Source organism: Halocynthiibacter sp. (genome assembly GCF_049608145.1).
Classification (GTDB): domain Bacteria; phylum Pseudomonadota; class Alphaproteobacteria; order Rhodobacterales; family Rhodobacteraceae; genus Halocynthiibacter.
In genome coordinates, this window is the sequence record NZ_JBMYXF010000042.1 from 1 (window position 1) to 26,925 (window position 26,925).

Consider the following 26,925-nt stretch of genomic DNA (forward strand, 5'->3'; position numbering starts at 1 on the left):
GTATTTCACGAATGCGGAATGGGAACCTGTTTCTGATAACGCTTGGTGTGAATTTTGCGCATACGGGTACCACGAGGGAGACGGTTCATCCCATGTCGGCGCAGAATGCGTGAAACCGTCGCATCGGAGATCTTGATGTCATGATAGTGCTCCAAGTACCAAACAATCCGCATCGGGCCCAGATGGTATTTACGCCGAAGATAAAGAACCTTTTCCTCACGTTCGGGCGGCGTCCTGTTGGCGTGTCATTTTGGGATGGGCGGAGCATTGATGAGCCCCGCTTCGCCGCGATCCGCGTAGGCTTGCCTCCATCGGTAGAACCTTGATCTGCCGATCCCGAAATAACGGCAAGCTTTCGCCACGTGGCCGATTTCTTCAGCGTATCTCAGTATCCGCAACTTTCGCTGAACCTCGCGTTGGGTCTTGTTCATGAGCATCTCCTTCTTCCCAACTCTAGGAGGTTAAAGGAAATGTCCCGCGAGTAACGGCATATCTACATCCAAAACGGCACACATCCGATTGGCGCAAAAAATGTCACGATGTTCTTCGATGAACCTGAACCTCATGGCTTTTGGCTCGCGAAGAACTGCGTTGCCTTTTTTAAAATCTCCCTCTTGCTGCGGATAAACAGTCCCCCGAACCGTTTGCGGCTCCTTGCAAGTTCTTGAGAATGCGGTTCTCCCGCCGAAGACGTTCATTCTCACGGGCAAGATCAAGGTCCTTGTCGGACACAACATCCCTGTCGCGATGCGCTAAAATCCACTTATTCAAAGTCGATAGGCCAACACCCAGATCAGATGCCACCTGCTTGCGCGTCGGTCCGCTGGTCAGCGCGATCCGCACCGCATCAGCGCGGAACTCCTCCGTTCGTTTCAATCCCATTGTTCGTCTCCTTTATTGCAATAAATGCTATCAAAGGAGCGGCATCAAACCGCGACACGTCCAACCTTCTTCTTTTTTATCTGGGTGAGCATTGGGGGCGATGGGGCAGAGCTTGAGTGCAAGCAGCGGAAGGCCGCAATGGGCAAATAGCGACATTCGCAAAGTGTTTACGTTACGCAAAAGCAGACGTTAGAAAAGATGTAGCTAACCGTAAAGTCGGGCGCCAATGTTCAATTTAATGTCGACGGGATAACCGCATTATTGGATAAGCCAATCAACGAAGCGGCGCGCTAGGTCACGGCGATGGGATGTGCCCGACCACACGGCTTGCACGACCAAAGGCGGCAAGCGCCATTCGGGAAGAATCTGTATCAACCGACCGTTTGATAGGTCTTCTTTCACAAGCGCCTGTGGTAAACTCGCAAAGCCAAGTCCGGCCCGAGTGGCTGACAGCGCTCCATGGATGTTTTGAACTTTGATCCGGCTTGTTTCTAGCGCGACCGTCGCTGATTTTAACCCCTTTGAAAGGCACAATTGTTCCGATGCGCCTTTCATTGTGATTGTGGGAATTTGGCTTAAATCGGCGGGGGCAGTTGGTGTGTTATTCTGTATGAGAAATTCGGGCGTTGCCACAAGCACATGTGTGACCGTTCCGATCTGACGCCGGACCAGGCTGGAAGATGGCAAATTGCCCAATCGGATCGACAGATCATATCCACCGTCAACCAAATCCACCACCTCGTCGGAATAATCGAGCGTCAAGGCGACGTTCTGATAATGTGTCGCGAACTCCATAATGCGGGCCTCAATTGCTGGGTCAGGCACAAATGCAGGCAGCGCGATGCGCAACGCGCCCGCAACGTCATCCGCGCCAGAGCGGGCTTGCTCAAGGGCGAATTCAACCTGCGCAAGGCCAGCGGCAGCGGCCTCAAACAGACGTTTGCCATTTTCTGACAAGGTGAGCTTGCGGGTCGTGCGATGAACAAGGGTTTCACCAAGTTGATCTTCAAGCCTCGCGACATGGTGGCTGATGACGGAAGGGCTGACGCCAAGCTGCTCTGCGGCGCGCACAAATGCCCCGGTTTTTCCGACGGCAACAAAGGCAATTAGGCTTTGGATAGAATTTTGCATTCTTCGACTGTATCGATAAATGAAATCAAAATGAACCATCTAATCTATGTGACTTCGCGAGGCTATTTTGGTGTGGAAGGAACATCACCGACATGCACCACATTCAAACCACCGTCACGACGCCAAAGGCAGCAGCATATGTCGCCCAGCTTGCGAAACACTTCTCCCATAAAATTGAGGTGGAACAAAACGGCGACCTGACCGTGTTTCATTTCTCGTTTGGGACCGGTCAAATTGACATTTCAGGTGATCAATTGACCCTGACCGCAGCAGCAGAAACCCCTGATCAGATGGCCAAACTGGCACATGTAATGGGTTCACATTTGGAACGGTTTGCCTTTCGTGAAAACCTATCCCTGGTCTGGCCCGAACACGTAACCACTACAGAAAGCGAAAAATCATGAAAATCATCCCCACCACAGTGTTTGCCTTTCTGTTGGCCACTGCGGCATCCGGCCACCAATCCCCCACACATGAACACGCAGAATTGGCGCCGATCCCGGCCTATTCACAGCCTTTTGGTGTGGCGTCAGGTCACGCGTCGTTGAAGGCTGCCAGAGCTTTGCTTGCCACATTTGATGAGGTCACTAAGGCGCAATTCATGTTCGATCTCAATGCAGCAAATCGGGCCGCTTGGTCAAATTTGCCAGCAGGGATCGTGGATCGTACAGGCATTTCCATTGGCGAATTATCCGAAACACAGCGCGGGCTCTTGTTCGAATTCCTTGCATCATCCTTAGGCGAAGAAGGGTATGAAACCGTCGCCGAAGTGATTGCTGCCGAGGCGTTCCTAAGCACTGACCGTCGCGCCGAACGTCTGAAATGGAACCCCGAAAACTACTGGTTGTCTTTCTTTGGCACGCCCTCCGCAGAGGCCCCATGGGGTTGGCAGTTTGGCGGCCACCACCTGGGCCTGAACCTATCCATCGAAGGGAACAAGGTGGAAACCATGTCGCCCAGCTTCATCGGCACCGAACCCGCGGTTTTCACCCTCAATGGTGTTGAGTATGAAGCCGTGCGCGATATGCATTTGTCAGGTTATGCGGTGTTCACAGCCTTAGATGCGTCTCAACAGGCCCAAGCCGACGCCAATTCAGTCCCGGATGACGTGCTGACAGGACCTGGACAAGACGGGACAATTCCACCGATCATCGGCATTTCGGCAGCTGAGATGACTGCTGATCAGCGTGATTTATTGATGAAGGCCATTCGTGAATGGGTCTCGGTTCAACCGGATGAAAATGCTGTGCTGCGCATGGCAGAGCTCACAGCAGGCATTGACGAGATCTCATTTGCCTGGACCGGCACGGATGAAGTGAACACCCCGACCTATATGCGCATTCAGGGTCCGACCCTTATCATCGAGATGCTGTCAACAGGCGGCAATGTCGGTGATAGCGCCCAAGGGGCCGGGCATTACCACACAATGTATCGCAACCCGACCATGGAATACGGTCAGTGAACTTAGAATAGCGAGAGCAAAAACATGCAAGCCAAAACAATATCTAAGACTGAAATCGCCCTGCATTGGATCGTTGGGTTGGGGATGATTATCTTGATTGGCCTCGGTTTGTATATGGGCCAAACGAATGCCTATAGTCTTTACCCGTTCCATAAATCCATCGGTGTGCTCTTGTTGGTCTTTATTCTTGCGCGTGTGGTCATTCGCATGCGCAAAGGCTGGCCAGACAACATGGGTAGTGGGGCTGCGTGGGAACATAAGCTGGCACATGTGATCCATTGGATCTTGATTTTGGGAACACTGGTGATGCCGCTGTCTGGCGTGATCGATGCAGTTATGGCTGGACGAGGGCTTTCCGTCTTTGGTCTGGAATTGATTGGTTCAAATATAAACGCAAAAGGCCAACCGACAGCCATAAGTACAGGTCTTTCGGATACTGCAAGTACAGTGCATGGCATTGTTGGTAAATTGTTAATTGCAGCTATTTTGTTGCACATCGCGGGCGCGTTTAAACATGATCTGGTTGACCGAGATGGGACACTTCGCCGAATGCTTGGTCGTGCTTAAAGCCCAAGTTTGACAGTAGATCCATTTACCTCCTGCCGATGTTCGTTTCGTTCACATATTGCAAAAGCAATGTATTCCATGACGAATGTCCGCTTTCTACTTTTTTGAGAATGTGATCAACGACAGCTTTCAGCCGGTTCTGTTGAAAAACACCTGTTGATTTGGAACGGCCTGACTGATTCAATTTCCTCATTGTGATGGGAGATTGTTTCGATGTTGGGACCAAGGCAAGAAGCGCAACGCGCTCTGTTTCCTGACTTCTCTATCGAGGACCATATTCCTGTAGATCATGTCTTGCGGGCAATCGACGGCATCATCGATTTATCTGGGGTGCGTGCGCATCTGGCGGTTTTATAGCTCAACAGGGTGTCCTTCGATCGACCCTGCACTGATGATCACTGCCCGGCAGGGTATTGCGCCGCAATGTCCCGAGAGGGAGGCCATCATATCCAGACGGATGTTAAGTTCCTGACTTTCAAAGGTAAACAAGGTGAAAAGATACGCCGCTTTCAATATCCTGCTATCGATGATGCAACACGTGTTCATGCGTTAAAGGCGTATGAAAAACACACCCAAGCCAATGCCATCGACTTCACAAATCACATCATTGAAAAGTTCCCATTTCGCATTGGTGAAATACGCACTGACAATCATTGCCTGGCAGGCGATTTGACAGAACCAAATCTGCCGAGAGGGGCCATGAATTCCAAGCAAAGTTCCATTGGCATGTTGAGGACCTCGACATTCGCCATGCCTACATCAAAGGCGGCACGCCCAATTGAACGGAAAAGTCGAACGGTCTCACCGATCAGTTGGGCAGGAGTTCTATCAGTTGCTTAGCTATAAAGACGATGTCGATCTTGAAGCTAAATTGAAGGAATGGGAGCGGTTCTACACCTTTCACAGACCACATGGTGCCCACAGCGGAAAGACACCTGACGAAGCCCTCAGAGAAAAGCGATAGTCACAGAACGAGATGTCCCACGAGTAACCGCACCTTACAAGATTAGCCTGAGTGGTACAGGCCTTCGTACAGTGGGATCAGTGTTTCGTGATCAAACAGCGATGAAACGGAGGTGCCGCTCCAGGTGTTAATGATCGCCTGGGCAAACATCGGTGCGGTTGGCACGATGCGGATATTTGGCGCGGCTTTGACGGCGTCGGTTGCTTCGATTGTATCGGTGATCACCAGGTTCTTCATTACAGAGTTGGTGATGCGTTCCACGGCAGGGCCGGACAGTACACCGTGGGTGATGTAGGAATGTACTTCTTTAGCGCCATTTTCCATCAAAACTTCGGCGGCCTTACAGAGGGTGCCTGCGGTGTCGACGATATCATCGATGATCAGGCAGACTTTGTCTTTCACGTCACCAATCACAGTCATTTCGGCAACTTCACCGGGCTTGCCACGGCGTTTGTCAACGATGGACAGAGGCGCGCCGATGCGTTGTGCCAGATCGCGGGCACGGGCCACACCACCTACATCGGGGGACACAACCATGATGTCATCCATCTGGTCTTTGAAGTGGTGTTTCACATCCAGCGCATAGATGGGCGAGGCGTAAAGGTTATCCACCGGAATATCGAAAAAGCCCTGAATCTGGGTTGCGTGCAGATCAAGCGTCAGGATGCGTTCAACGCCTGCTTCGACCAGCATGTTTGCAACCAGTTTCGCGGTGATCGGCGTGCGGGCTTTGGCGCGGCGATCCTGACGGGCATAGCCGAAGTAAGGGATCACAGCGGTAATGCGATCTGCAGAAGAGCGGCGTAGGGCATCTGCGATGATCAGCAGTTCCATCAGATTGTCATTGGCGGGGTTTGACGTGGGCTGGATAATATACATATCCTCGCCGCGAACGTTCTCATAGACTTCGACGAAGATTTCGCCATCGTTGAAGCGTTCAACACGGGCATCCAGCAGGTCAATGTTTTGGCCGCGGTGCATAGAAATGCGTCGGGATACAGCTTTTGCAAGGGTCTGGTTGGCGTTACCAGAGATAAGCTTCGGCTCGGTGGGTGTAGGCATGATGAGGTCCTGGGGTTGGCGCAGAGCGTAACAGAATCGTGACGTGACACCGCTTAACATCCAGATAGGTTCAAATAAAGAAAAGACCGCGTAATCTGCGCGATCAGACAGGAGAGAGTGCCAAAATGGCCCATATCGATTACTACTTTGCGACGATTTCCCCCTTCACATATCTTGCCGGCGCGGGGCTTGAGACGATCGCTGAGAAACACGGCGCCAGCGTGACCTACAAGCCACTGGATATTATGGCGCTGTTTGCGCGGACTGGCGGGGTGCCGCCAAAAGACCGCCATCCGAACCGGATTGCCTATCGGGGACAGGAACTTGCGCGTGCGGCAAAGAAGGCAGACCTGCCAATGAAGCTGCAGCCAGCACATTTTCCGACCAATATGGCACCGTCGTCTTATGCAATTATTGCCGCGCAGAATGCCGGAGACGGTGATTTGGGCAAATTGGTGCAATCAGTTCTGTCGGCGTGTTGGTCCGAGGATAAGAATGTCGCGGATGAGGATGTGATCCGGGCCTGTCTCAGTGGCGCCGGCTTTGACGCTGCACTTGCTGATACCGGGCTTTTGGCCGGCGCGGAAACCTATGCGCGTAACTTAGAGGAAGCCGTGGAAGCGGGAGTATTTGGCGCGCCGTTTTATGTTCTGGATGACGGGACGTTATTCTGGGGGCATGACAAATTGGAAGACCTTGATCTTCACCTGTCTGGCAAACTCTGACAACACTGGTCGGAGACTGTTCAGGGATCCGGCCTATGATTTTACCAACTGCAGCATACTGGCGTGAATGGGGTGCGAGGCATCCGCGCAACGCCCTGTTTCTGCATTGCGGGAATGCACATTCCGGGGCTTGGAAGGGTAATGCGGCCTATCTGGAACATGCGCTGCATATTGTGGCGACTGACCACCCGGGGCACGGGCGTTCACCAGCTTGGGATCCGGCGTTGGACCTGCATGATCAGGCGACAGATTTTGCCCGCGATGCATTTCCGGCTGAGGGGCAGGTCGATTTGGTTGGCCATTCCTTTGGTGCGACGGTGGCGCTTCGGTTGGCACTTGAAAGCCCGGAGCGTGTGCGCAGCCTGACCCTGATTGAACCGGTGTTGTTCTGTCTGCTGAAGGGGAGTGAGCTGTTTGATCGCCTGCAGACCCTGTCAGTCCCGATCAAAACCCTGATTGATGCCGGCGATGCCGAGGGGGCAGCGCAATTGTTCACAGAACGCTGGGGCAATGGGGCGGCCTGGTTGGATATACCTGAGGCGCAGCGCGCCTATATCGCCCGCTGCATTCCCCTGATCCCCGCCAGCTGGCCCGCATTATATGAGGATGAAGGTGGGCATTTCACGCTGGAAAGCATTGCGCGTGTGCAATGCCCCGTGCAGCTGATCCGGGGCGATCAGTCAGCCGAGGAAATCCCCCTGATCCACGGAAAATTGGCCCAGGCCCTTGGGGCGCAGGATCATATTGTCGCCGGTGCAGGCCATATGGTGCCGATCACCCATGCACGTGAAGTAGCGGAGCTGATCCGGATGTTCATGGGGTTGTGAGTTGGGGCGTGCCAACCCCAACTGATATATGCGCTGTCGGGCATAAGGGCCCCGGAAGCGCCTCGCGATATAAAGCTTCCAGGCCGCTCCGCGCTCTTGTGTATCTTAACCCTTCACCAACTCGACAAAGCGATCAATACGCTCATCGCTGATCGACCAATCGCAGACCATGCGCGCCATCAACATTTCATCGGGATCATCGCCTTCAAGATCGTTGTTCCAGACGTAATACAGCGCACCCGCATCGTGCAGACGTTTGTGGGCGGCACGAGGGAAGCTGGCGAAAACGATGTTGGCCTGCGTTTCGAATTCAAACCGTACGTCTTCACACTGGCCCAGGCCACGGGCCAGGCGCGCGGCATTTCCATTGGCCGACGTCGCAAGTTCCACCCAGAGATCATTGGCGAGATAGGCCATCATCTGGGCCGAAAGATAGCGGTGTTTGGAAAACAAATGTGCGCCACGTTTGCGGCGCAACTCAAACTCCCAGGCGTGTTTTGGATCAAAGAAGATCACAGCTTCCACGCCCATCAGCCCGTTCTTTGTGCCACCAAAGCTGACGGCATCAATGCCCGCGCGCCAGGTCATATCCGCAGGGCTGCAACCAAGCGACGCCATCGCGTTGGTGAAACGCGCGCCATCCAGATGCACCGGCAGGTCGTATTCTTTTGCCACGTCCGTCAGGGCTTTGATTTCTTCAACGCTGTAAACCGTGCCGCGTTCTGTCACCTGAGTGATGGAGACAGGGCCGCGCTGGGGCCCATGTACACCACGGCTTTCTTCCTTGGCGATGGTGGCGCGCAGGGCGTCAGGTGTCATTTTAGCATCGACTGCCGGGACAAGTGTCAGCTTGCCGCCGCCCATGTAAAATTCCGGAGCGTTGCATTCGTCTTCATGGATATGGGCCATAGGGGAACAGAACACTGTTTCCCAGGGATTGGACAGGGTGGCAAGCGCCAAGGAGTTTGCTGCGGTACCTGTGGCGACCAAATAGACTGCGGCGTCGGGGGCATCAAACATTGTGCGAATGCGTTTGACGACTTCTTCGTTGATGCGATCACCGCCGTAGGGCATGGCGTAATGCTGGTTGGCGGCTTCCAGCGCGGCCATGACATTTGGATGGACGGGGCCTGCGTTGTCAGAGGCGAAATACATCAGAGTTGCTCCTCAATCAGATAATGTTCCCATTCCTCTTCGGGAACCTCAAATTCCGGGACAGTCTGTCCCTTCATGGAAATCCCTGCTTTATGCACCGACTCTGGATCACCAGAGACAAGCGGGTGCCAGTCGGCAAGGCCGCGCCCTTCGTGCAGGCGGCGGTATGCGCAGCTATAGGGCATGAAATATGACACGTCGGGCAGGGTTTTGGGCGTTAAAACAATACACTCGGGAACAAATTGTCGGCGAATTTCATATTGGGAACAGCGGCAGCTTTCGTCATCTAGCAAACGACAGGCGACACGGGTGAAGACAACAACGCCGCTGTCTTCGTCTTCCAGTTTGTTCAGGCAACATTTGCCGCATCCGTCACATAGCGCTTCCCATTCCTCGGCGTTCAGCTTGTCGAACGGGTATTTTTCCCAGAAGTTTGCGCGCAGGGTCATGGCAGGGCTTTCAGAATGTCACGGGCGCGATTGCAATCGGCGTTCATCTGGCTGATCAGGTCATCTAGGCTGTCGAATTTTTCCTCAGGGCGCAGATATTCCACCAACGCGACTGAGATGTTGGATCCGTAAAGATCCCCCTGAAAATCAAAGATGAAGGTCTCAAGGTTGGGCAGGTTTTCACCGAACATCGGGCGTACCCCCATACTGGCCGCACCATGGTATTGCCCGGCGTGGGGACCATCTATGACATCGACTTCGACAGCATAAACGCCGAATTTGGGCAGATGTAGCCCGTCGATTGACATATTGGCTGTGGGAAAGCCTAGGTCACGTCCACGCTGGTCGCCGCGAATAACCTCGCCTTCCATCCGGTGCCAGTGGCCCAGCATACGCGCTGCATCACCGGGGCGGCCATCTGTCAGGGCCTGCCGAATATTGGTGGATGAGAATTCGCTTTTCGCATCTTTCACAAGTTCAGCCACGGTCACCTCAAATCCAAATTCTGCACCAAAGCGTTGCAGGTCTTCTACATTGCCGCTGCGACCTTTGCCAAAACAGAAATCCGCCCCGACAACCACATGGCGCAATCCCAGCGCGCCGCTGATGATGTCACGGGCGAATTCTTCCGCCGACAGTTCCGCCAAAGCGCCGCCAAAGTTCAGCTCATACAGGCGTTCCACACCCAGCTTTTCCAGCCGATGCGCCCGCGCTTGGGCGTTCATCAAGCGGAAGGAGGGGGCATCGGGCGCAAAGAACTGACGTGGGTGGGGTTCAAACGTCATGACGCCCAGCGGGCAGTTCAGGCTGGTGGCCTTCGCGCGGGCGATATCAATCACGGCCTGATGGCCCAGATGTACCCCGTCAAAATTGCCAATCGCAACGGAAGCCCCGCCATCTGCGGGCGCCATAAAGCTGGTATCTCGGATAATTCTCATGCCAAGGGCCTAGCCCGCAATGCGCCCCGGTGCAAGAGGTGCATCGCGGGGAGCTTGTGGGTTTTGGTGCCATTTCGTTGACATCAGGCAGCATGAGAATGTACGCAGTTCCCATCCTGTATTGCCGTGGCTGCTGAACCACCAAAACAGGAGTTAAGAATGACAAAAGTCAGAAGCCGCGCCTGGAGAAGAGCGCATGCAAGACGGGTAGTTTCCCGCAGAAACCCTGAGGGGCATCCAGCCCGGCGTTTGGGGTTTCCACGGAAATATCTGTGTAGAAGGCGCGACAAGATGTTTCTGCGCCGGAAGGAAGGCTATTTTGCACTTACAGATGACTGGAGCTGAAGTATGAATATTCTTTTTGTCTGCAGCATGAATAAGTGGCGCAGCCCCACGGCCGAGAAAGTGTTTCGTCGAACAGAGGGTGTCAGCGTGCGATCTGCTGGCACCAGCCGGAAAGCACGACATCACATCACCGTCTCAGACATTCGCTGGGCAGATGTGATCTGCGTTATGGAAGATAAACATTTGTCACGTCTGCGGGCTGATTTTCGAGGCGAGGTTGCTCACAAAGACCTGCATGTTCTCGATATCCCAGATGATTATCAGTTCATGGATCCGGAACTGGTAGAGTTGCTGCAGGACGTCGTGGAACCTATTATTCAGGCCCGGTAAGCACGGGCCTGAAGTGGGTCAGGACTGTTCGGAAAAGATCATCATCCCCGCGACGGGGCCAGAACCACGGCTTCGCCCATCAGAACAGGTTTGCCGTCCACCACGCATTTGGTTTCCATGGTGACTTTGCGTTTCTCGCGGTTGATGTCGGTCACGATCACATCGGTGCGGACTTCATCGCCGGGGCGCACGGGGCCCATAAATTTCAGGTTCTGAGACAGGTAAATCGTGCCATGACCCGGCAGCTGTTCCCCGATCACAGCCGAAATCAGACCGGCGGTCAGCATACCATGCGCAATGCGGCCTTTGAACATGGTGCCGGCGGCGTATTCATCATCCAGATGCACGGGATTGCGGTCGGTTGAGACCTCCGCAAACATCTGAATATCTTCATCCGACACCACCTTGGTCAGGTGACGATGCGTGCCGATTTCCAGATCTTCAATGAAGATCGTGCCGCGCTGTGGTGTTGTATCCAGCATCTTAGTCATCCTGATCCGATTCCCGGGTTATACTGCAGTGCAGCATAACCTTGCCCGAAGTTGAAATCAATCGTTAAGGTAACTTTGTGTCGCTGGGCTTATTATTTTTGTAATTTGGTTGCGCTGTGAATTTCAGCGAAGAAAACCAATTGTATAGGTCGGGTGATGATCCTGTGTTTCCAGCCAGCTTTTCAGCAGGGCCTCATCCGGTTGATATTTTGTTGCGGTCTCTGCCGCCGCCAGGCCACCGGAGATAAACAGAACATCGATATCTTCACCAACCCCACCAGCCACATCCGTAATGATGCCGTCGCCAATTGCCAGGATCTTGTCGTCGGAGATGTCAATCTCAAGGGCTGCCAGACGGCGGCGGGCGAGGTCATATATTGGCGGGTGAGGTTTGCCGAAATAGAGACTCTCGCCTCCCATTTCTGTGTAAAGCTGTGCCAGCGCGCCAGCACACCATTCCCGTTTTTCGCCCCGATCTACAACGATATCCGGGTTCGCGCAGAGCAGTTTTAGCCCCATTTGTTTCGCTAGAAGGAAATCGGCGCGATACACGGAAGGATCCGCATAAGGATCAAATGGGCCGGAACAGACGATGCCTTCAGCCTCTGCCAGCGGCACCTGTTGAATGTCGCGAGGGTTGTCGATGATCGACATGTGGTCAAAGAAGCCCATATCCACTTCGCCATCACCGATGAAGTAAATCTTATCGCCCACTGCACCCAGATGCATCGCGGCGCGGGCGGAATCGCCAGAGGTCGCCATCGTGTCCCAGGCATCGCGCGGTACGCCGATCTGTTCCAGTTGGACCTCAACCGAGGCATGCGGACGGGGGGAATTGGTCACCAAAACCACTTTGCCACCTTTTGCACGGTATTGCTGCAATGCGGCGACTGCGGCGGGGAAGGGCGTCAGTCCGTTGTGCACACAGCCCCAGAGGTCGACAAACAGCGCGTCGTAATGTGCTGAGATTTCCGACAGATGTTCGATGACCTGTGTCATGGCGTGCGCTCCGAATAGAAAAGGGCCCCGCAGTGAGGGCCCTTTGCAAAGATCAGATCAGCGCGATTTGCGCAAGGCTTATACAGCCAGGTTCGGGATGATCTGTTTTTTGCGGGACATAACGCCCGGCAGAACCACGGTGTCGCCGTCCACAGAGACGCTGAAGCTTTTCTCAGCGACAGTTTTGCTTAGATCATTGGGGATCAGCATGGTGGCTTCTTCATTCAGGATATCCACAACAAACAGCAGAACCTGATCAACGCCGTCTTCAGTGGCGACAGTTGACATGCTTTCCATCAGGCTTGCCTTGCGGTCCAGAACCATTTTCGGTGCGGTGGTTTCCAGAACAGACACGCGGAATTTGGTGGCGTCAACGGCATATTCTTTGCTGTCCATGCGCAGCAGTTCAGCGTCAGAGAATGCGGAAACGTCTGATTTCGCTTCGAACATTTCGCCTGCATAAGCCGCCAGATCCAGGTTCAGTTCAGACGCCAGCTTCACAGCCAGTGCCTTGTCGTGATCTGTGGTGGTCGGGGAACGGAATTCCAGCGTGTCAGACAGAATGCAGGACAGCATTGCGCCTTTGATGTTGTCAGGCATTTTTGCCGCATCATCACCCATCAGATCATAAATCACAGTCGCAGCACAGGCCAGCGGACGGATGGTGATGTCAATCGGGCCTTTGGTGGTCAGGCCACCGATCAGCGCGTGGTGATCAATGATCTGAAGGATGTTGGCGTTGTTGATGTTTGCCGGCAGTTCTGCCGGGTTGTTGGTGTCAACGATCACAACATCTTCGCCGTCCTGAACATCTTTCAGAAGCGCGGGCGTTTCAAAACCCCATTTCTCAACCACAAAAGCGGCCTCAGTGTTTGGGGTGCCCAGCAGGCGTGGTTCGGCGTCAACACCCAGAACTTCGTTCATATACCAAGCCTGAATGATGGCACAGCCGGTGGAATCTGTATCGGGGGCCTTATGGCCAAAAACTTTTACGGTCATCAGAATGTCCATGCTTTGAAGGATGATTTGCGCGCCTTATACGGAGGTGCACAAGGCTTGTCACCATGATCACACGCATGGCAGCTATGTTTGCGCAACAAGGGGACAATTGGCCACGGCAGATATTCTTTCACGCGGGTCAGTGTGCTATTTGGAAAGGATTTGTATATGGTGAGTGACTATGACGTTTTATATTTTCGCTTTTTTCGCCAATTTCCTCCTATTTGCGTCAGCAACTTTCGCGGATCAGATCCCCACCGGGCGGATCAGCGCGACACACATAGAGGTTTATGATGATGAAAAACGGGCATTCCAGCTGATCCGGAATGAGGGTCAGGTCTTTCATGGGGGACGTCAGCCGCTTCTGGCGACTTTTCAGCCGGACCTGTTGAAAGGCGATGACCTATCGCTATTCTGTGAGGGGTTTGAGCCGTTTCATGAACTTTATATCGGTGGCATTACTGGCCGTGTCGAAACGCCAACACAAATTTCAACAAGTCTGGCTGATATACGCTTTATTCATGTGAGTACTTATTCCATGCTTCTGACCTTCCGGTCCGATGATTACCTGATCTCTGGGATTATCCAGACGGGAAGAGCGCGGTATGATGGGGCTAACATCTGTCCCTATGACCTGGAAGACAACGCAGGTTTCAGCAGCTTTGTATCGGTTGTCTATTCCGACCGGCATCAGGGGTATGCGGGTTGCTGTCATTTGAAGCGCAGTGGCAACTAGAGTGATGATACTGGAAAACCGGGTTTTGTCCTTTGTCCGCCCCCGGCCAGAAATATTTTTTACGGCCTGCAGGCACCATGTGAGGCCGGAAACGCACATGCCTGCATACAACTTGGGTATTGCTATTCCGGGGACGCCTGGGAACTCGAAGCGCTGATGGTGGATCTGCGAGCCGATGCGAGTGCGTCTGACTCTTATGTAGAACAAGGCTGCCTAGGGGGCAATCCAACGGCCTGTTATAATTATGGGCTTAGCCTCGATCGGGATTGGGCAAAGGCGACGGAATTTTATACCCGGGCCTGCCAGGGCGGCGAAGAACTTGGATGCGAGGAACTACGCTACCAAAGCTTTTGGCGACGCAGCGATCCTATCGGGGATTTGCAAACGGCCTGTGATCAGGGCAATTTCAACACTTGCCTTTATCTGGCCGAAAAACGAGCACACCCAGTTGCTGCTGAAAGCGACGATCCTGCAGATATTGAACGCATGACGGCATATGTGACGGACCTGGATACGATCTGCAGAATGGGTTCGGTAGAGGCTTGCGGTTTTGCAGCGAGCATCACGCGTCAACGGGGCAATCCCGAAGTTGCGATGATGTATGCGAATGCTGGTTGTGGGGGCATGGATGGAAACGCCTGTTATTCTGTTGGCGTGCTGTTTGAAAAAAGGGCAGAACTGGAAAGGGCTTTGTCACAATATATTATCACCTGTGAGATGGAATATATGCCGGGCTGCACGGCGTAGGGGGGATGTATCAATATGGCCGTGGTGTTGACGAAGACTAGAGCCGCGCCGAACATTACTACGCCGGGGGCTGCATCGGCCAGGATGCTAGGAGCTGCAACAATCTAGCAGCCATATTGAAAGATGTTGATCCCGGAAAATCTGAAGCCTATGCCGCCCGCGCCTGTAGTCTTGCCCCCGGTTATTGCCCGGAAGGCATTGCGCCTGAGACTATCGAAGATGAAGCGGACAAGCCTTGGTATTATTATTTTCTAAACCCGTAAACCTGATTTGCATCGCATAAATATCAGTTGGGATCAGGTGCCAAAGCCCAGTTCCCGCTTCAGCTTTTTCGTCAGTTTGTCGCGGATCATTTCATAAGATGCGGTGATGTGGTTACGCAGTTCGGTATCTGACAGACCGGGAAGATCGTAATGTTGCACCCATTTCATCCCGCGTGAGGCTAGATAGGGGGCCGGGCGCACGCCGGGCATTTCTGGCAGGATTTCAAACCCCATGTCAGTGACTTTAAAGGTGATGGCGAATTGATCCGTGTCCTTGTTCCACCCGCCGACCGCGAACAGTTTTCCCCCAACCTTCCACACATCTGCATTCCCCCATTGCACCACGTGGGTGGTCTGCGGGAGGCTTTTGCAAAAGGCGTTGAAATCGGATTGGTTCATGGGGTCCTCGTGAATATGAGTTTATGTTGAGGTGATGATCAGGTTTATGCAAGGATTAAGAGAGTTGAGAGGGTTAAGATGAAAATCAAATGTGCCTGTGGCGATATTATACCGGATCAGACGGATTATCTTTCCTATAAGGCCCATGTAATCGGGGACAAAAACTTTTTTGATTTTCTGGATGCCATTGATGATGCGATTGTGACTGACAATCCAGACAAAGAGTTCCTTATGAACTGGATAAGGAAGTTAGAACCGGGCCGTTTGGCTTGGGAGTGCTTGTCTTGTGGTCGCCTGTATTTTGATGGTGCGGATCGCAATTTAGTCGAGTACCTTCCGGGAAATAAACAAGTAAATCATATATTTGATCGTGAACGATAAAACCACATGACCAAACCTTCCGAAACTGAACTGTATGCGCCTGTCAAAGCTTTGCTGGAAACCCAGGGCTATGAGGTGAAAGGTGAAATTGGCGATGCGGATGTCATGGCATGTCGCGGGGAAGAAGAACCCGTGATTGTCGAACTCAAGACGGGGTTTTCACTGGCACTTTTCCATCAAGGTGTTGAGCGCCTTAAGGTCACCGATCTGGTTTACATCGCTGTGCCGCGGCAAACGGGTAAGGTGTTTCAGCGCAATCTCAAAGACAACACAGCTTTGTGTCGCCGCCTTGGTCTGGGGTTGATCCTTGTGCGTTTGCGCGATGGGTTTGCCGAAGTGGTGTTGGATCCAGCGCCCTACAAACCCACGAAGTCTAAGCAGCGCAAACAACGTCTGTTGCGGGAATTTCAGCGGCGTGTGGGCGATCCGAATGCAGGCGGTTCAACGCGACGTGGGTTGATGACGGCCTATCGCCAGGACGCTTTGCGTTGTGCCGGGTATCTGGTGGCCAATGGGCCGTCAAAAGGCGCAGAGGTTGCTAAGGCGACTGGGGCGCCGACGGCGACAACCATCATGCGCAACGACCATTACGGTTGGTTCGAAAAGGTTGAAAAAGGTGTCTATGCCCTGACCCCGAAGGGGCAGGAGGGGCTTGTACAATGGGGCGAAGTGGCCCCGGCTGTCACCGATTAATCCAGACGCTGTAAGGTGTAGCCGTCTGCCTGCAGCAAGTTCAGAACACCGGTTTCGCCAGAAAGATGCCCAGCCCCGACGGCGATCATATAGGTGCCATTGCCGACAGCCGGGCGTAAGACATCCATCCAGGCCAGATTGCGATTTGTCAGCAGATCCGTTTCGAAGGCGGCAAGCATGTCATCCAATTCGGGTGGGGCGTTGGGGTGGTTGCGTGCGCCCGCCATGGAATATTCCCAGATCAGGCGGTGTTCGCCGCGAAAGTAGGCATGTTTCATCGTGGTGTACTGGGCGTCTGCGTTGCTGTCATAGACCAGCATCCCCAGTTTTAGGTCTTCGATCTGTTGTTCAATCGGGTCACCGGCCAGCAGGTTTAAGACATCATCCACCTCTTCCAGATGGCGGGTTTCAATGCCTGCATCACGGGCGTATTCCATGATGCGCTGATCCAACCCATATTCGATGGCCACTGGATTTACAGCCATTTGCTGAACGACACAGGGCGCCATGGCCAGGGTCAATCCGGCGAACCAGGGTTGCATGCGGGTGGCCATGAAACCGGGCACATTGCGTTCTTCGAGGGCGGTTTTTAGCTGTTGCCAGGTCTCTTCCGGAAGGCGTTCAATCAGGCCAGGCCCTTCGCCGATCAACATCAGAGAGGTGTCGCTGGCCATGCGGTGCTGTAGTTCTGCGGTGTCTTCCAAGGTGGCTTCGACGAACAGGCCATCGCTGATTGCCAAAAGTGGGGAGATCTGGCGCATCATCGCATCCATGCGCGGATCAGACAGGTGGAATGTCCCGACGATGGTCAAGGTGCTGCTGCCCTTTTCAGCGCGCCAGAGGTTGCCTTCGGGGAAGGGAGATGCGTTTGTCATTTCATACAACGCGGCGCGATCACTGGCATTCATCTGCGCGATCAGATCCCCTCCTTCACAAGCTGCGAGTGCCGGTAGAGCGGTGAGGGCGGTGAACAGGGATGTCAGAACAGATTTAAGAAAAGCACGCATAGTATGACCTTTGTTGTTGGGCGGAGAATGGCGTGAAAAAATCAATTAGGCCAGTGCGAATACTAGGTTCGTGCGAATACCGGGTGAGGGCTTCGTTTATTGAAGGTGTGAATTTGTCAGGGTAGAAGTTCCAAATGATCCGCTTCGTATTTCATTTTCTTGTTGTCATTTTCCTAACTGCGTTGACGCAACTTGGTGGTGTCGCTTGGATTGTTGCTTCGCTGTTCAGACGCAGGCTTCTGGCCTTTGGGCTTTTGTATATCTCGCTGTCGTTGTCTGCGATCTGGATCGCGCCGCTAACGGGCAGGGTCGCCCTGAGTTGCTTTGACAGGGGGGCGTTGGAAGTTCAGAGCATGATGTATTGTGCTTTGAATCGCAATTATGTCTCACCCGCTCTGGCGGATGTTCTGACGGATGCGGGGGCAACGCTTGATCAGCGCTTCCCGGGTACTAAGACAGTTGTTTTGGATGCAGGGTTTCCGTTTCTGACAGGTTTTCCCTTGTTGCCGCATCTATCGCATGATGATGGGCAAAAGGCGGATATCGCTTTTTATTATCAGGACGCAAAGGGGTATCTGCCTGGCGCAACACGTTCACCTATTGGGTATTTTGCTTTTGAACAGGGGCCGACGACATGCAGGCCTGGTGGGATGTCCTTCAGATGGGATCTGGCGTTTTTACAACCGATCTGGCCGGACTATAGCTTGGACCCTGCCCGAAACAGGGCAATATTGCAGATTCTTGCCGATGATCCGAGAGTGGGGAAGTTGTTCACCGAACCCCATATTTTGAGGGGATTGAATGTAAATCATCCCAAGATACGCTTTCAGGGATGTCATGCGGCGCGACATGATGATCACATTCATCTCCAGTTAAGGTGAGAACAGGCAGCAAACAATTTGCGGGCGACTATTGCCACTTGTAACTATCTTTTCCTTCCCTCCGCCTTGACTTGCCCTGATCACAGCCCTATCTCTTTTTGGCGTTATCACTCCCTTTGGGTGAGTGCTAACACGGGAGAGCGCCCATATTGAGTGGGCCAAAACGTAACATGAGCCAGGAGTTATCCAACATGGCATTGAAACCACTGCACGACCGCGTGCTTGTACGCCGCACTGAAAGCGATGAAAAAACCGCTGGCGGCCTGATCATTCCTGATAGCGCAAAAGAAAAGCCAGCTGAGGGCACTGTTGTGTCTTGCGGCGAAGGTCTGCGCAAAGACAGCGGTGAGCTGATCGCAATGGCTGTTAAAGACGGCGACAAAATTCTGTTCGGCAAATGGTCCGGCACAGAAGTTTCTGTCGACGGCGAAGAACTGCTGATGATGAAAGAAAGCGACATCATGGGGATCATTTCCTAATTCGGGAATGAACCACGTGCTCACGCACTTTCTATCTGACACTTAAATTCTAAGGAATATATCATGGCGAAAGACGTCAAATTTGATACCGATGCCCGCAACCGTATGCTGGCTGGCGTTAACGTGCTCGCAGATGCCGTTAAAGTAACCCTGGGTCCAAAAGGCCGTAACGTTGTCATCGACAAATCTTTTGGTGCGCCACGCATCACCAAAGACGGTGTATCTGTTGCCAAAGAGATCGAGCTTGAAGACAAGTTCGAAAACATGGGCGCGCAGATGGTTAAGGAAGTTGCATCGCGCACCAACGACGAAGCAGGCGACGGCACAACAACCGCGACTGTTCTGGCACAAGCCATCGTTAAAGAAGGCCTCAAGCAGGTTGCTGCTGGTTTGAACCCAATGGATCTGAAGCGCGGCATCGATCTGGCAACTGCAAACGTTGTTGAGGCCCTCAAAGGCGCAGCACGTGAAGTTAAAGACACAGACGAAGTTGCTCAGGTTGGCACCATCTCTGCAAACGGCGAAGCTGAAATCGGTCGTCAGATCGCAGACGCAATGCAGCGTGTTGGCAACGAAGGTGTTATCACCGTTGAAGAAAACAAAGGTCTTGAGACAGAGACTGACGTTGTGGAAGGCATGCAGTTCGACCGCGGCTACCTGTCCCCATATTTCGCGACCAACATGGACAAAATGGTTGCAGACATGGAAGACTGCATGATCCTGCTGCACGAGAAGAAACTCTCTTCCCTGCAGTCCATGGTTCCACTGCTGGAATCTGTGATCCAATCCCAGAAGCCACTGCTGATCATCGCGGAAGATGTTGAAGGCGAAGCGCTGGCGACCTTGGTTGTGAACAAACTGCGTGGCGGCCTGAAAATCGCTGCTGTGAAAGCACCTGGTTTCGGCGACCGTCGTAAAGCCATGCTGCAGGACATCGCAATTCTGACCGGTGGTCAGGTGATCTCCGAAGATCTCGGCATGAAGCTTGAAAACGTCACCATGGACATGCTGGGCACTGCGAAGAAAGTGCACATCACCAAAGACGAAACCACAATCGTGGACGGCAATGGTGAGAAAGCAGAGATCGAAGCGCGTGTTGCTCAGATCCGTGGCCAGATCGAAGAAACTTCTTCTGATTACGACCGTGAAAAGCTGCAGGAACGTGTTGCGAAACTGGCTGGCGGCGTTGCTGTTATCCGCGTTGGCGGCATGACCGAAGTTGAAGTGAAAGAGCGTAAAGATCGTGTTGACGATGCTCTGAACGCAACCCGTGCGGCCGTACAAGAAGGCGTCATCGTTGGTGGTGGTGTTGCTCTGGTTCAGGCTGGCAAAGGTCTGGCTTCTCTGTCCGGTGCGAACGCTGATCAGGACGCTGGCATCACCATCGTGCGTAAAGCAATCGAAGCGCCTCTGCGTCAGATCTCTGAAAACGCTGGTGTTGACGGTGCAGTTGTTGCGGGCAAGATCCGTGAATCTGATGACGTCGCATTCGGTTTCAACGCACAGACTGAAGAATATGGCGACATGTTCTCTTTCGGCGTGATCGACCCTGTGAAAGTCACACGTACTGCTCTGGAAGACGCAGCCTCCATCGCGGGCCTGCTGATCACCACAGAAGCTATGATCGCTGACAAGCCTGCACCAGCTGGCGCAGGCGCCGGTGGCGGCATGCCTGACATGGGCGGCATGGGCGGCATGATGTAAGACGAATTTCCGTAAGGAAATTCTGTCTGACGGCAACAGGCGATCAGCCTATACAGGCTGATCTGCCGAGTGCCGCGCCCTTGCAGTGAAAAAAGGAAGGCCTCGCAATCGCGGGGCCTTTCTTCATATTGTGCCTGAAGGTGCAGAGCTACGCTCGCTTTCAGATACGGATGATTTTACATGCAAAACAAATTTCAGGACCTGAAACAACGGTTCCATGTTGTACAACTCGCCCAATTTAATGCGAAGGTTTTAGAGGGACTGCAGCGCAATGCCAAAAACTCACCGAGTGGCCCATTTCAGGTTTTGATTGATCTTTGCGCAAGCCAAACGATCTCGGCATTTCCTCCTGCACCGTCTACGTTAAATCAATCGGTACATTTTTCGATGGCTTATCTGACATTGGTGTGGTTGTGGGAAAGTCTAACCGAAGATCAGGTGAAGGCAATTGTGTCGAATAGTCGTGTCAGTAAGCTTTTGTCGGATTTTCAATTGGAAGGTCCACGTGCTCCTGGAACTTGCGAGGTCAAATTGAAGTTAATGCGAAATGCGTTGAGCCATGGAAAAGTAAAAATCAACGATGGGTTTGTGTTTGAGTTCTGGGATCAGAGGGTGTCGGGGAAGACACCAGAGGTGGATAGTACGCATCTGCTTCTGAAAAGTGAGGCATTGGGTGAATTTTTAACTGAATTCTATTTTGCCACCAGTGATATTGTTTATCCGAACAAATGAATTTCCTTGTTCATGTCGCCACCGCGTCCGAACCGAGGGCGGAAAGCAAAGCGCCCGCCCGTGGGGGCGGTTCGGGCGCTGTCTGAGCTTTGCTCAGACAATTTATGCTTCACAAGACTAAGCCCTTCCTTTCCCGCACATCCCTGCTAAGTTACGCCTAAGACCAATCTCAGGCGCCACGCGTAACCACGAAAGGCCGCAGCGATGAAACAAGTCCCCAAACCCACCACAGATGATGCTCTCATTCAGGAATTCCTGAACAAAGGCGGCACTGTTAAACAGGGTAAAACCAAACCTTTGCCAGCCGATCTCGGCATCAGTAAGAACACCTGGGGTGTGAAGCTGTCGAAGGAAGAAAAAGCCTCGCGCGACACAAAATAGGGGCGAACCACAGAGCATATTATTGCGTTCTGAGGAAATCTTGAATTGCATCCTATGGTTGTGTATCCTTGTGGGATGAGAACCGATCAATGGCTTGAGAAACCGCCGATCCGGCGAAGCGCTGTATTGCGGAAAGGCAGTGCATTTATGTTTCGGCTGGACGCCATGGCGCGCCTTCGTTTTAGGCGTAAACATTGTGATGACCCGCCGTCTGTTCTTGTGAATTCATTGCCCAAAAGCGGGACACACCTGTTGTTGCAGCTGGTGCGCGCGATCCCGGGTTTGCATTACCGGGGTGGTTTTTTTGCATCCAGCCCATCCCTGACACAGCGCCTGCGGGGGCCTGCGGCAACGACCCGAAAACTGGGGCGTATTCTGCCCGGGGAATGTATCGGTGCGCATCTATATCATTCTGATGGCGCTGAGGCAGTCGTACGGGAAAAGCAGTTTCTGTCGTTATTTCTGTGCCGTGATCCAAGGGATGTTCTGATGTCAGAATTGCACTATCTGACCGGGATGAACCGTTGGCACCGGATGCACCGTCATTTTGCGCGATTGCCAGAATTCGGAGACCGGTTGAAGCTGGCGTTGAAAGGTTTGGACGCAGGGTTTCCGGATTGTAACCAACGTTTTTTGGCATACGCAGGATGGATGCACGCACCGGGAACCGTTGTGATCCGTTTTGAAGATCTGATTGGGCCGTCGCGTGGGGAAACGTGCCAGCGTATTGTTAACGAATTCGGGTCTTGGGGGATGGATTTTCCCGATAGCGAAAAGGTTGTTCGGCACATGGTTCAGGCAGCTGATCCACAAAAATCACATACGTTTCGAAAAGGCCTGTCCGGAGGTTGGAGCAATGGCCTGACAGCAGCGCAGGTCAAGACGGTTGAGACCTGGCTAGAACCTTCGATTGCGGCGTTTGGTTATGATTGAATATCGGGTAATTACCTTGCCGGGTCTTATGGGCAAGGGCCAGACTGCCGCCGACGGAAATGCAAAAACCAATGTCTGTTTCCGCGGGTGAAATCATAAATTTCCCAAGCCACATCAGCGCGGCAAGACTGCAGACGTGCATCCAAAATTCAGTGGCGCTGGCTGGGTTGCGTGGATTGGCCAGAAATTGAAACCCATGCCAGGCGGCAAGTATGACAGGGATCGTGAACAACAGAAGGCCTAGAATGCCTGTGCGATACAGCAGCCGCATGGGACCAAAATGCAGCACAAAAGCATCAGAGTTATCCGTGAAGCGCCAGGCGACAGACCCATGTTCTGCGCTGAGGTCCATCAGTAAAAGACGGGCAGGATAGCTGGCACCATGTCCGTGGCCAAACAGGATTTCGAAGGGGCTTGCAGAGGTGAAGGCACCCCAGGCGGCATGCAGTTCTAGGCTGCGCCGCAGGATCACTTCGGTGTAAAATCCGTCGATTGTCATGATTTTAGACAATCGCCGCAGGCCCGGGAGATGGCCTTCGGACAGATAGGGAAGGGACGGGATAAACCACATGAAGGTGATCCCAGTCAGCGTTAGAAGCATGAGACGGGTTCGGGGATGTCTAATCCTGGTTATTGACAAAACTCCGACAAATCCCAAACAGATCAATAGATTGATGCGCACCTGAGAGGCAAAAGCCAGCGCCAGTATTATGACCAGTGCCAGCACGGCTTTCCGTCCCCGGATATGTGCAAACCAGACCAGAACAAAGGCGATCAGGAAAAATGCGGGTGGCTCAAATCGGGGGGCGTTGAATAGGAACAGGGCGACAGGGGCGCAGATCATGGCGAGGGCGAGGCTGGCGAGGTAATATCGGAAGAAAGTTACGTTGCCCTGATCGCTCAGCTTTAGGGCAAATACGCTGAATGCCGCGACCGAGCTGTAGGTCACAAATGAACTGAGGACCCAGGGCAGACGGATTGTATCGTAGTGCAGCAGGGGCAAGAACAACATCGCACTATGGATGGCTGTCAAGGCGCACCAGGTGGGGATTGCGCCGCGCTTTGGCAAGCCAGCCGCGAAGCATATAATCAGAATGAAGCAGCCGCCTGTCAGAGCTTTTTCCAGGGGCAGGATTCGGGCGGAAAACCCGGTGTAAATGACCGTAAAGCAAATAGGAAAAATCAGAAATGGGTGCAGGCGGATCATTCAGATCGAACGTGATTTATAGGTTTGATACCAGGCCTCGCATTTGCTGCGCAGTAACATAGGAATTTCATCGTCGGCCTGAAGGTGCAGGATTTGTTTTTGCTTTTCACGGTCCTCTGATGGTCGTGAAATATGTTCTTCCTTGATGTCTTCACGACGTCGAGATGTTTTATAAAACTGATCGACTGCGGCGAAGATATTTTTGGAAAAATCGGGTTGGTTGACAAGATTTTTGGGATCGGAAATTTGGGTATCCCAGCGGCTGTTCACGGACTGAATGACTTTGCCGAACGCGCGTGTGGTGGTTTCAAAATCGGAGACAAGGAAATGCTGACGCGCGGACCAACATGACCGGTAAAACCGAATGTAATGCCGCGCCAGAAATGGAAAGGAAAGTTTGCCATCTGCGTGCATCCATGCGGAGATGATGCAATCAAGTGGGCGCCGGATCAGGATGAGACAGGGAATGTTCCGATCTGCGGCCTGTGACACTTGGGTGAAAGAATGGCAACGATGTGCAATCCGGGCTTGGGGTGATAACAACTGAAAGGCTTGGGCTGCAAATGTATTTCCGCAGCGAGGGTAGCCTTCTATCACAAGATCTGTCTGGTTGCCGACGGCGAGGTTTCGATAGGCGGGGTTAAAGCTGCGTTTAAAGCGTTCAACCGGACCAAAGACAGCAGGCAAACGCCCCAGATCCCCGCGTGCAGTCCAGCGCCAATAATCAACTGAGGCAATTTTCGACATAACATATCTCCTGCCTGAAATATACCATAGGTTGTATTTTCAGGTAAGAAAAAAAACTGACGATTTCGGAGTTTTTCTGGCTTGATAGGCTTCTGGCGGTGCCGGGGTAGAGAGAATTTTGGGCTGTGAGGGCCCGCCAGAAGTGATTTTGTGCGTATGTTTCAGCTGGTTAGATCTGAGAGCTGTGGATTCGACAGGCTCTGGGGAAAATACAGAAGGCTGTGAATTATGATTTCGCATCTGTTGCCGTTGAAAGACGCCCCAAGGTTAACTTGTGTTACAGGCCCCGGCAATACACCGGATCCGTCACTGAGAACTGGCCCGCCGTTTCTTTGAAACCTGAAATCATTGGTGTCAAAGGCTACAGCGGTTTTGATGGCTTGGGGCAGCGTCACGGCTGTTGCCCCGCCGACAAGAGCGGCCTGGCTGGATCCCCCCGCCCGGATGACACTGGCCAGTTGTCCGGCTCCTGCGTTGTAAAACACAGAGATCCGTTCATTGTTTGATCCATCGTTCAGATCTAGCAACCGGTCAAAACTGCCGTTATTTGCCAGCAACGTAGCATCAAGAACAAATGTGCCGGCACCGCCTGTCCACCAGCTTCCGGTGGGAACGTTGACAATATCAGCGGCATCACCACCGGTACCTGATGAGATGTGCAGGCCGCGGCGTCCACTGCTCCAGTCGAAACCGGGTTCATTCGCGGACAGCGCATTGGGATTGCCATTAACATCTGTCACGGTCTTGCCCGAAGCACGACTAAAGGTAACAATGGTCGCAAAGCTGCCCGCCGGGCCGCTTGCTGTATTGCGATACACCCCGCGCTCAAAGTCGAGCACGAGGGAAGGGGGCGCAATATCAAGCCCCTGTGTATAGACGTCGTGCCAGGCTCCAGAAGCCTGAGAAACCTGCACTGATCGCCGTCCCTGGTTTCCGGAAACACGCATCAGACAGAAAAACCATGCAGGCCTGTGGCGCTTGTGCCCGTGGCATGAAGGCGGCGTATCGCCACCGGGATGATGGAAAAATCAGGCACGTTGATGGTACGGATTTCGCCGGTTTCACTGGTGAAAACGATACTGCCGGCACCTTCTGCGTATAGCCCGATGCATACACTTGCCAGATCGGCGCTGTCAGACGGTGTGATGGGCAGCATGTCACGGGCGGGGCCGGCAAGATTTGGCGCGCGGCCTTCAAATGGGTTGGTCATGTCACTCTCCTGAATTCATGGGCGAAGCTGATCTCCGCACAGGAAGGAAGATGATTTAAACCATTTTGAAATTTGTTAACTTCACGTTCGGTGGTTAGTTTGACACTTCGGTGATGGGTGTTGTGATAAGGGATGGAGAGATTTGCCGCACGACGCGCCCCCAGCGTGTGATGGGTTGTTCCGCAACGAAGATGATATCATTTGGGGCCAGCGTGAAGCGTGTGGCAAGCAGAAGATTGACAGCGTTGCCCGCATCCAGATGCCAGGCCGTAATCGTGTCAAATTCAACGTCACCGGTGGAAGCACGCAGAACATAGATCTGGCGCAGGTTCGCCGTTTCTGTGGGCAGCCCTGAAGCCCCCTCAAATATGGCATCTGCCAGAGTCCCTTTCCTGCCAAAGGGCAAGGGGTATCGGCCCTGTTGTGCCACTTCGCCCGTGAGATAAACATAGTCCCGTTCGCTGTTTCCAAGGGTTTGTCGGGCCTCAAAATTGCTGCGTTGTTCTTCAAGGTTTACACGGGTGATGGCCAGTTCTTCTGACAGGGCATTTAAGGCGTCCCGGCGGGCGTTCTGGCGCAGATTGGCGATCTGAATTTGTTCTTCAAAAAAGATCCGGGCTTGGTCTTGATCATAGCCTGCATCTGCATAAATGGCGTCTCCGGCAACCATGCGCAAGTTTTGAACATCGGGTTGCACCATATATTCTGACACCGGGATCCGGTACATTTTTCCAGCACGGTGCAGTCGAATTGTCGCGCTGTCGGGATCAGATAGCTGTAATCCGCCAGCTTCGCTGAGAGCTTCGCGCAGATATACGGGGGTCAGGCCAAGTGTGGAAATGCCGGGCTGGGCCACTGCGCCGGATATCGTGATACGGGCGGAATTAAAGGCTGAGATTTCAAGCCCGAAAACTGGATCGGCCTGCTGTTCAAGGAAGTTTTGGAATATGGCTGCTTCTGCATTTTCAAGGGTCATTCCGGCGATTTCAATACGCCCGATATCCGGGATCGAAATTGCGCCATCGTCCTGCACTGTATATTCTTGCTGGCTGTGTTCATCGCTGTTCCGGCTGTCTTGCAAGCCAGACGTCGCAGGTAC

The 26,925-nt window shown here is 53.1% G+C and carries 32 protein-coding genes and 4 pseudogenes; 19 read left to right on the plus strand and 17 right to left on the minus strand.

Going from position 1 to position 26,925, the window contains the following annotated elements:
• Nucleotides 1-11: 11 nt before the first annotated feature.
• The 3 genes and pseudogenes from ACPGUT_RS12035 to ACPGUT_RS12045 all read right to left on the minus strand — a co-directional run.
• Nucleotides 12-431, minus strand: a pseudogene (locus tag ACPGUT_RS12035) (helix-turn-helix domain-containing protein); the annotation flags it as partial.
• A 63-nt stretch (nt 432-494) separates the two neighbouring features.
• Nucleotides 495-882 (minus strand): annotated as a pseudogene (locus ACPGUT_RS12040) (transposase); the annotation flags it as partial.
• A 258-nt stretch (nt 883-1,140) separates the two neighbouring features.
• Nucleotides 1,141-2,013 (minus strand): LysR family transcriptional regulator, encoded by an 873-nt coding sequence (locus ACPGUT_RS12045; protein WP_423991705.1) that lies wholly within the window; start codon nt 2,011-2,013, stop codon nt 1,141-1,143.
• Nucleotides 2,014-2,105: 92 nt separating this feature from the next.
• Between ACPGUT_RS12045 and ACPGUT_RS12050 the strand changes: the two genes are divergently transcribed.
• The 5 genes and pseudogenes from ACPGUT_RS12050 to ACPGUT_RS12070 all read left to right on the plus strand — a co-directional run.
• Nucleotides 2,106-2,417 (plus strand): DUF2218 domain-containing protein, encoded by a 312-nt coding sequence (locus tag ACPGUT_RS12050; protein ID WP_423991707.1) that lies wholly within the window; start codon nt 2,106-2,108, stop codon nt 2,415-2,417.
• Nucleotides 2,414-3,475 (plus strand): DUF3500 domain-containing protein, encoded by a 1,062-nt coding sequence (locus ACPGUT_RS12055; protein WP_423991709.1) that lies wholly within the window; start codon nt 2,414-2,416, stop codon nt 3,473-3,475. The genes ACPGUT_RS12050 and ACPGUT_RS12055 overlap by 4 nt, the downstream gene beginning before the upstream one ends.
• A gap of 24 nt (nt 3,476-3,499) precedes the next feature.
• Complete coding sequence (locus ACPGUT_RS12060; protein WP_423991711.1) at nt 3,500-4,042, plus strand: cytochrome b; 543 nt, start codon at nt 3,500-3,502, stop codon at nt 4,040-4,042.
• Nucleotides 4,043-4,255: 213 nt separating this feature from the next.
• Nucleotides 4,256-4,439: pseudogene (locus ACPGUT_RS12065) on the plus strand (IS5/IS1182 family transposase); the annotation flags it as partial.
• 41 nt (nt 4,440-4,480) lie between these two features.
• Nucleotides 4,481-5,006: pseudogene (locus tag ACPGUT_RS12070) on the plus strand (integrase core domain-containing protein); the annotation flags it as partial.
• 42 nt (nt 5,007-5,048) lie between these two features.
• Here ACPGUT_RS12070 and ACPGUT_RS12075 read toward each other — a convergent pair.
• Nucleotides 5,049-6,068: a ribose-phosphate pyrophosphokinase gene (locus ACPGUT_RS12075; protein WP_423991713.1), complete on the minus strand. Its 1,020-nt coding sequence runs from the start codon at nt 6,066-6,068 to the stop codon at nt 5,049-5,051.
• Between the two features lie 125 nt (nt 6,069-6,193).
• Between ACPGUT_RS12075 and ACPGUT_RS12080 the strand changes: the two genes are divergently transcribed.
• Entirely contained in the window at nt 6,194-6,793 is a 600-nt protein-coding gene (locus ACPGUT_RS12080) for a 2-hydroxychromene-2-carboxylate isomerase (RefSeq protein ID WP_423991715.1), read from the plus strand.
• 35 nt (nt 6,794-6,828) lie between these two features.
• On the plus strand, nt 6,829-7,620 hold the full coding sequence (locus ACPGUT_RS12085; RefSeq protein WP_423991717.1) for an alpha/beta fold hydrolase: 792 nt from the start codon (nt 6,829-6,831) through the stop codon (nt 7,618-7,620).
• A gap of 105 nt (nt 7,621-7,725) precedes the next feature.
• Here ACPGUT_RS12085 and ACPGUT_RS12090 read toward each other — a convergent pair whose 3' ends face one another.
• The 3 genes from ACPGUT_RS12090 to ACPGUT_RS12100 are packed head-to-tail and all read right to left on the minus strand — an operon-like array spanning nt 7,726 to nt 10,162.
• Nucleotides 7,726-8,775, minus strand: coding sequence for a threonine aldolase family protein (locus ACPGUT_RS12090; protein WP_423991719.1), 1,050 nt, complete (start codon nt 8,773-8,775; stop codon nt 7,726-7,728).
• Nucleotides 8,775-9,224 carry a YcgN family cysteine cluster protein gene (locus ACPGUT_RS12095; RefSeq protein ID WP_423991721.1) on the minus strand — a complete coding sequence of 150 codons (450 nt, stop codon included), beginning with the start codon at nt 9,222-9,224 and terminating at the stop codon, nt 8,775-8,777. Before ACPGUT_RS12095 ends, ACPGUT_RS12090 begins: the two co-directional genes overlap by 1 nt.
• Complete coding sequence (locus tag ACPGUT_RS12100) at nt 9,221-10,162, minus strand: bifunctional riboflavin kinase/FAD synthetase (RefSeq protein ID WP_423991723.1); 942 nt, start codon at nt 10,160-10,162, stop codon at nt 9,221-9,223. Before ACPGUT_RS12100 ends, ACPGUT_RS12095 begins: the two co-directional genes overlap by 4 nt.
• Before the next feature lie 348 nt (nt 10,163-10,510).
• Between ACPGUT_RS12100 and ACPGUT_RS12105 the strand changes: the two genes are divergently transcribed.
• Nucleotides 10,511-10,837: a low molecular weight protein tyrosine phosphatase family protein gene (locus tag ACPGUT_RS12105; RefSeq protein ID WP_423991725.1), complete on the plus strand. Its 327-nt coding sequence runs from the start codon at nt 10,511-10,513 to the stop codon at nt 10,835-10,837.
• Between the two features lie 41 nt (nt 10,838-10,878).
• On the opposite strand, the gene ACPGUT_RS12110 is transcribed toward ACPGUT_RS12105, so the two are convergent.
• From ACPGUT_RS12110 to ACPGUT_RS12120, 3 genes are all read right to left on the minus strand, one after another.
• On the minus strand, nt 10,879-11,319 hold the full coding sequence (locus ACPGUT_RS12110; protein WP_423991727.1) for a MaoC family dehydratase: 441 nt from the start codon (nt 11,317-11,319) through the stop codon (nt 10,879-10,881).
• Between the two features lie 132 nt (nt 11,320-11,451).
• Nucleotides 11,452-12,327 carry a TIGR01459 family HAD-type hydrolase gene (locus tag ACPGUT_RS12115; protein ID WP_423991728.1) on the minus strand — a complete coding sequence of 292 codons (876 nt, stop codon included), beginning with the start codon at nt 12,325-12,327 and terminating at the stop codon, nt 11,452-11,454.
• A 78-nt stretch (nt 12,328-12,405) separates the two neighbouring features.
• On the minus strand, nt 12,406-13,326 hold the full coding sequence (locus ACPGUT_RS12120; protein ID WP_423991730.1) for a manganese-dependent inorganic pyrophosphatase: 921 nt from the start codon (nt 13,324-13,326) through the stop codon (nt 12,406-12,408).
• A gap of 181 nt (nt 13,327-13,507) precedes the next feature.
• On the opposite strand from ACPGUT_RS12120, the gene ACPGUT_RS12125 reads away from it, so the two are divergent.
• From ACPGUT_RS12125 to ACPGUT_RS12135, 3 genes are all read left to right on the plus strand, one after another.
• Nucleotides 13,508-14,062: a hypothetical protein gene (locus ACPGUT_RS12125; RefSeq protein WP_423991732.1), complete on the plus strand. Its 555-nt coding sequence runs from the start codon at nt 13,508-13,510 to the stop codon at nt 14,060-14,062.
• A 156-nt stretch (nt 14,063-14,218) separates the two neighbouring features.
• Nucleotides 14,219-14,809: a hypothetical protein gene (locus ACPGUT_RS12130; protein ID WP_423991734.1), complete on the plus strand. Its 591-nt coding sequence runs from the start codon at nt 14,219-14,221 to the stop codon at nt 14,807-14,809.
• 116 nt (nt 14,810-14,925) lie between these two features.
• On the plus strand, nt 14,926-15,072 hold the full coding sequence (locus ACPGUT_RS12135) for a hypothetical protein (RefSeq protein WP_423991736.1): 147 nt from the start codon (nt 14,926-14,928) through the stop codon (nt 15,070-15,072).
• Nucleotides 15,073-15,105: 33 nt separating this feature from the next.
• Here ACPGUT_RS12135 and ACPGUT_RS12140 read toward each other — a convergent pair whose 3' ends face one another.
• Nucleotides 15,106-15,471: an MmcQ/YjbR family DNA-binding protein gene (locus ACPGUT_RS12140; protein WP_423991738.1), complete on the minus strand. Its 366-nt coding sequence runs from the start codon at nt 15,469-15,471 to the stop codon at nt 15,106-15,108.
• 78 nt (nt 15,472-15,549) lie between these two features.
• On the opposite strand from ACPGUT_RS12140, the gene ACPGUT_RS12145 reads away from it, so the two are divergent.
• The gene (locus ACPGUT_RS12145) at nt 15,550-15,852 is read left to right on the plus strand and encodes a hypothetical protein (protein WP_423991740.1); all 303 of its coding nucleotides are present in this window, start codon (nt 15,550-15,552) and stop codon (nt 15,850-15,852) included.
• Nucleotides 15,853-15,858: 6 nt separating this feature from the next.
• Nucleotides 15,859-16,545 carry a DUF2161 domain-containing phosphodiesterase gene (locus tag ACPGUT_RS12150; protein ID WP_423991742.1) on the plus strand — a complete coding sequence of 229 codons (687 nt, stop codon included), beginning with the start codon at nt 15,859-15,861 and terminating at the stop codon, nt 16,543-16,545.
• Here ACPGUT_RS12150 and ACPGUT_RS12155 read toward each other — a convergent pair.
• On the minus strand, nt 16,542-17,552 hold the full coding sequence (locus ACPGUT_RS12155; protein WP_423991744.1) for a TraB/GumN family protein: 1,011 nt from the start codon (nt 17,550-17,552) through the stop codon (nt 16,542-16,544). The genes ACPGUT_RS12150 and ACPGUT_RS12155 overlap by 4 nt on opposite strands.
• Nucleotides 17,553-17,686: 134 nt before the next feature.
• Here ACPGUT_RS12155 and ACPGUT_RS12160 point away from each other — a divergent pair, with 134 nt between their 5' ends.
• From ACPGUT_RS12160 to ACPGUT_RS12185, 6 genes are all read left to right on the plus strand, one after another.
• Nucleotides 17,687-18,433 (plus strand): hypothetical protein, encoded by a 747-nt coding sequence (locus tag ACPGUT_RS12160; protein ID WP_423991746.1) that lies wholly within the window; start codon nt 17,687-17,689, stop codon nt 18,431-18,433.
• Between the two features lie 191 nt (nt 18,434-18,624).
• Nucleotides 18,625-18,912, plus strand: coding sequence for a co-chaperone GroES (locus tag ACPGUT_RS12165; RefSeq protein WP_423991748.1), 288 nt, complete (start codon nt 18,625-18,627; stop codon nt 18,910-18,912).
• Between the two features lie 60 nt (nt 18,913-18,972).
• Entirely contained in the window at nt 18,973-20,616 is a 1,644-nt protein-coding gene (gene groL / locus ACPGUT_RS12170) for a chaperonin GroEL (protein ID WP_423991766.1), read from the plus strand.
• Between the two features lie 180 nt (nt 20,617-20,796).
• Nucleotides 20,797-21,348, plus strand: coding sequence for a hypothetical protein (locus tag ACPGUT_RS12175; RefSeq protein ID WP_423991750.1), 552 nt, complete (start codon nt 20,797-20,799; stop codon nt 21,346-21,348).
• 204 nt (nt 21,349-21,552) lie between these two features.
• Nucleotides 21,553-21,729, plus strand: coding sequence for a hypothetical protein (locus ACPGUT_RS12180; protein WP_423991752.1), 177 nt, complete (start codon nt 21,553-21,555; stop codon nt 21,727-21,729).
• Between the two features lie 147 nt (nt 21,730-21,876).
• On the plus strand, nt 21,877-22,662 hold the full coding sequence (locus ACPGUT_RS12185) for a sulfotransferase domain-containing protein (RefSeq protein WP_423991754.1): 786 nt from the start codon (nt 21,877-21,879) through the stop codon (nt 22,660-22,662).
• On the opposite strand, the gene ACPGUT_RS12190 is transcribed toward ACPGUT_RS12185, so the two are convergent.
• The 5 genes from ACPGUT_RS12190 to ACPGUT_RS12210 form a co-directional block, all read right to left on the minus strand.
• Entirely contained in the window at nt 22,607-23,695 is a 1,089-nt protein-coding gene (locus tag ACPGUT_RS12190; RefSeq protein WP_423991756.1) for a hypothetical protein, read from the minus strand. The genes ACPGUT_RS12185 and ACPGUT_RS12190 overlap by 56 nt on opposite strands.
• Nucleotides 23,696-23,869: 174 nt before the next feature.
• Nucleotides 23,870-24,616 carry a hypothetical protein gene (locus ACPGUT_RS12195; protein WP_423991758.1) on the minus strand — a complete coding sequence of 249 codons (747 nt, stop codon included), beginning with the start codon at nt 24,614-24,616 and terminating at the stop codon, nt 23,870-23,872.
• A gap of 161 nt (nt 24,617-24,777) precedes the next feature.
• Nucleotides 24,778-25,530, minus strand: coding sequence for a hypothetical protein (locus tag ACPGUT_RS12200; RefSeq protein ID WP_423991760.1), 753 nt, complete (start codon nt 25,528-25,530; stop codon nt 24,778-24,780).
• A 32-nt stretch (nt 25,531-25,562) separates the two neighbouring features.
• Nucleotides 25,563-25,826 (minus strand): spike base protein, RCAP_Rcc01079 family, encoded by a 264-nt coding sequence (locus ACPGUT_RS12205; RefSeq protein ID WP_423991762.1) that lies wholly within the window; start codon nt 25,824-25,826, stop codon nt 25,563-25,565.
• Between the two features lie 94 nt (nt 25,827-25,920).
• Nucleotides 25,921-26,925, minus strand: a 1,005-nt coding sequence (locus ACPGUT_RS12210) for a polysaccharide biosynthesis/export family protein (RefSeq protein WP_423991764.1), incomplete at its 5' end; no start/stop codon positions are given.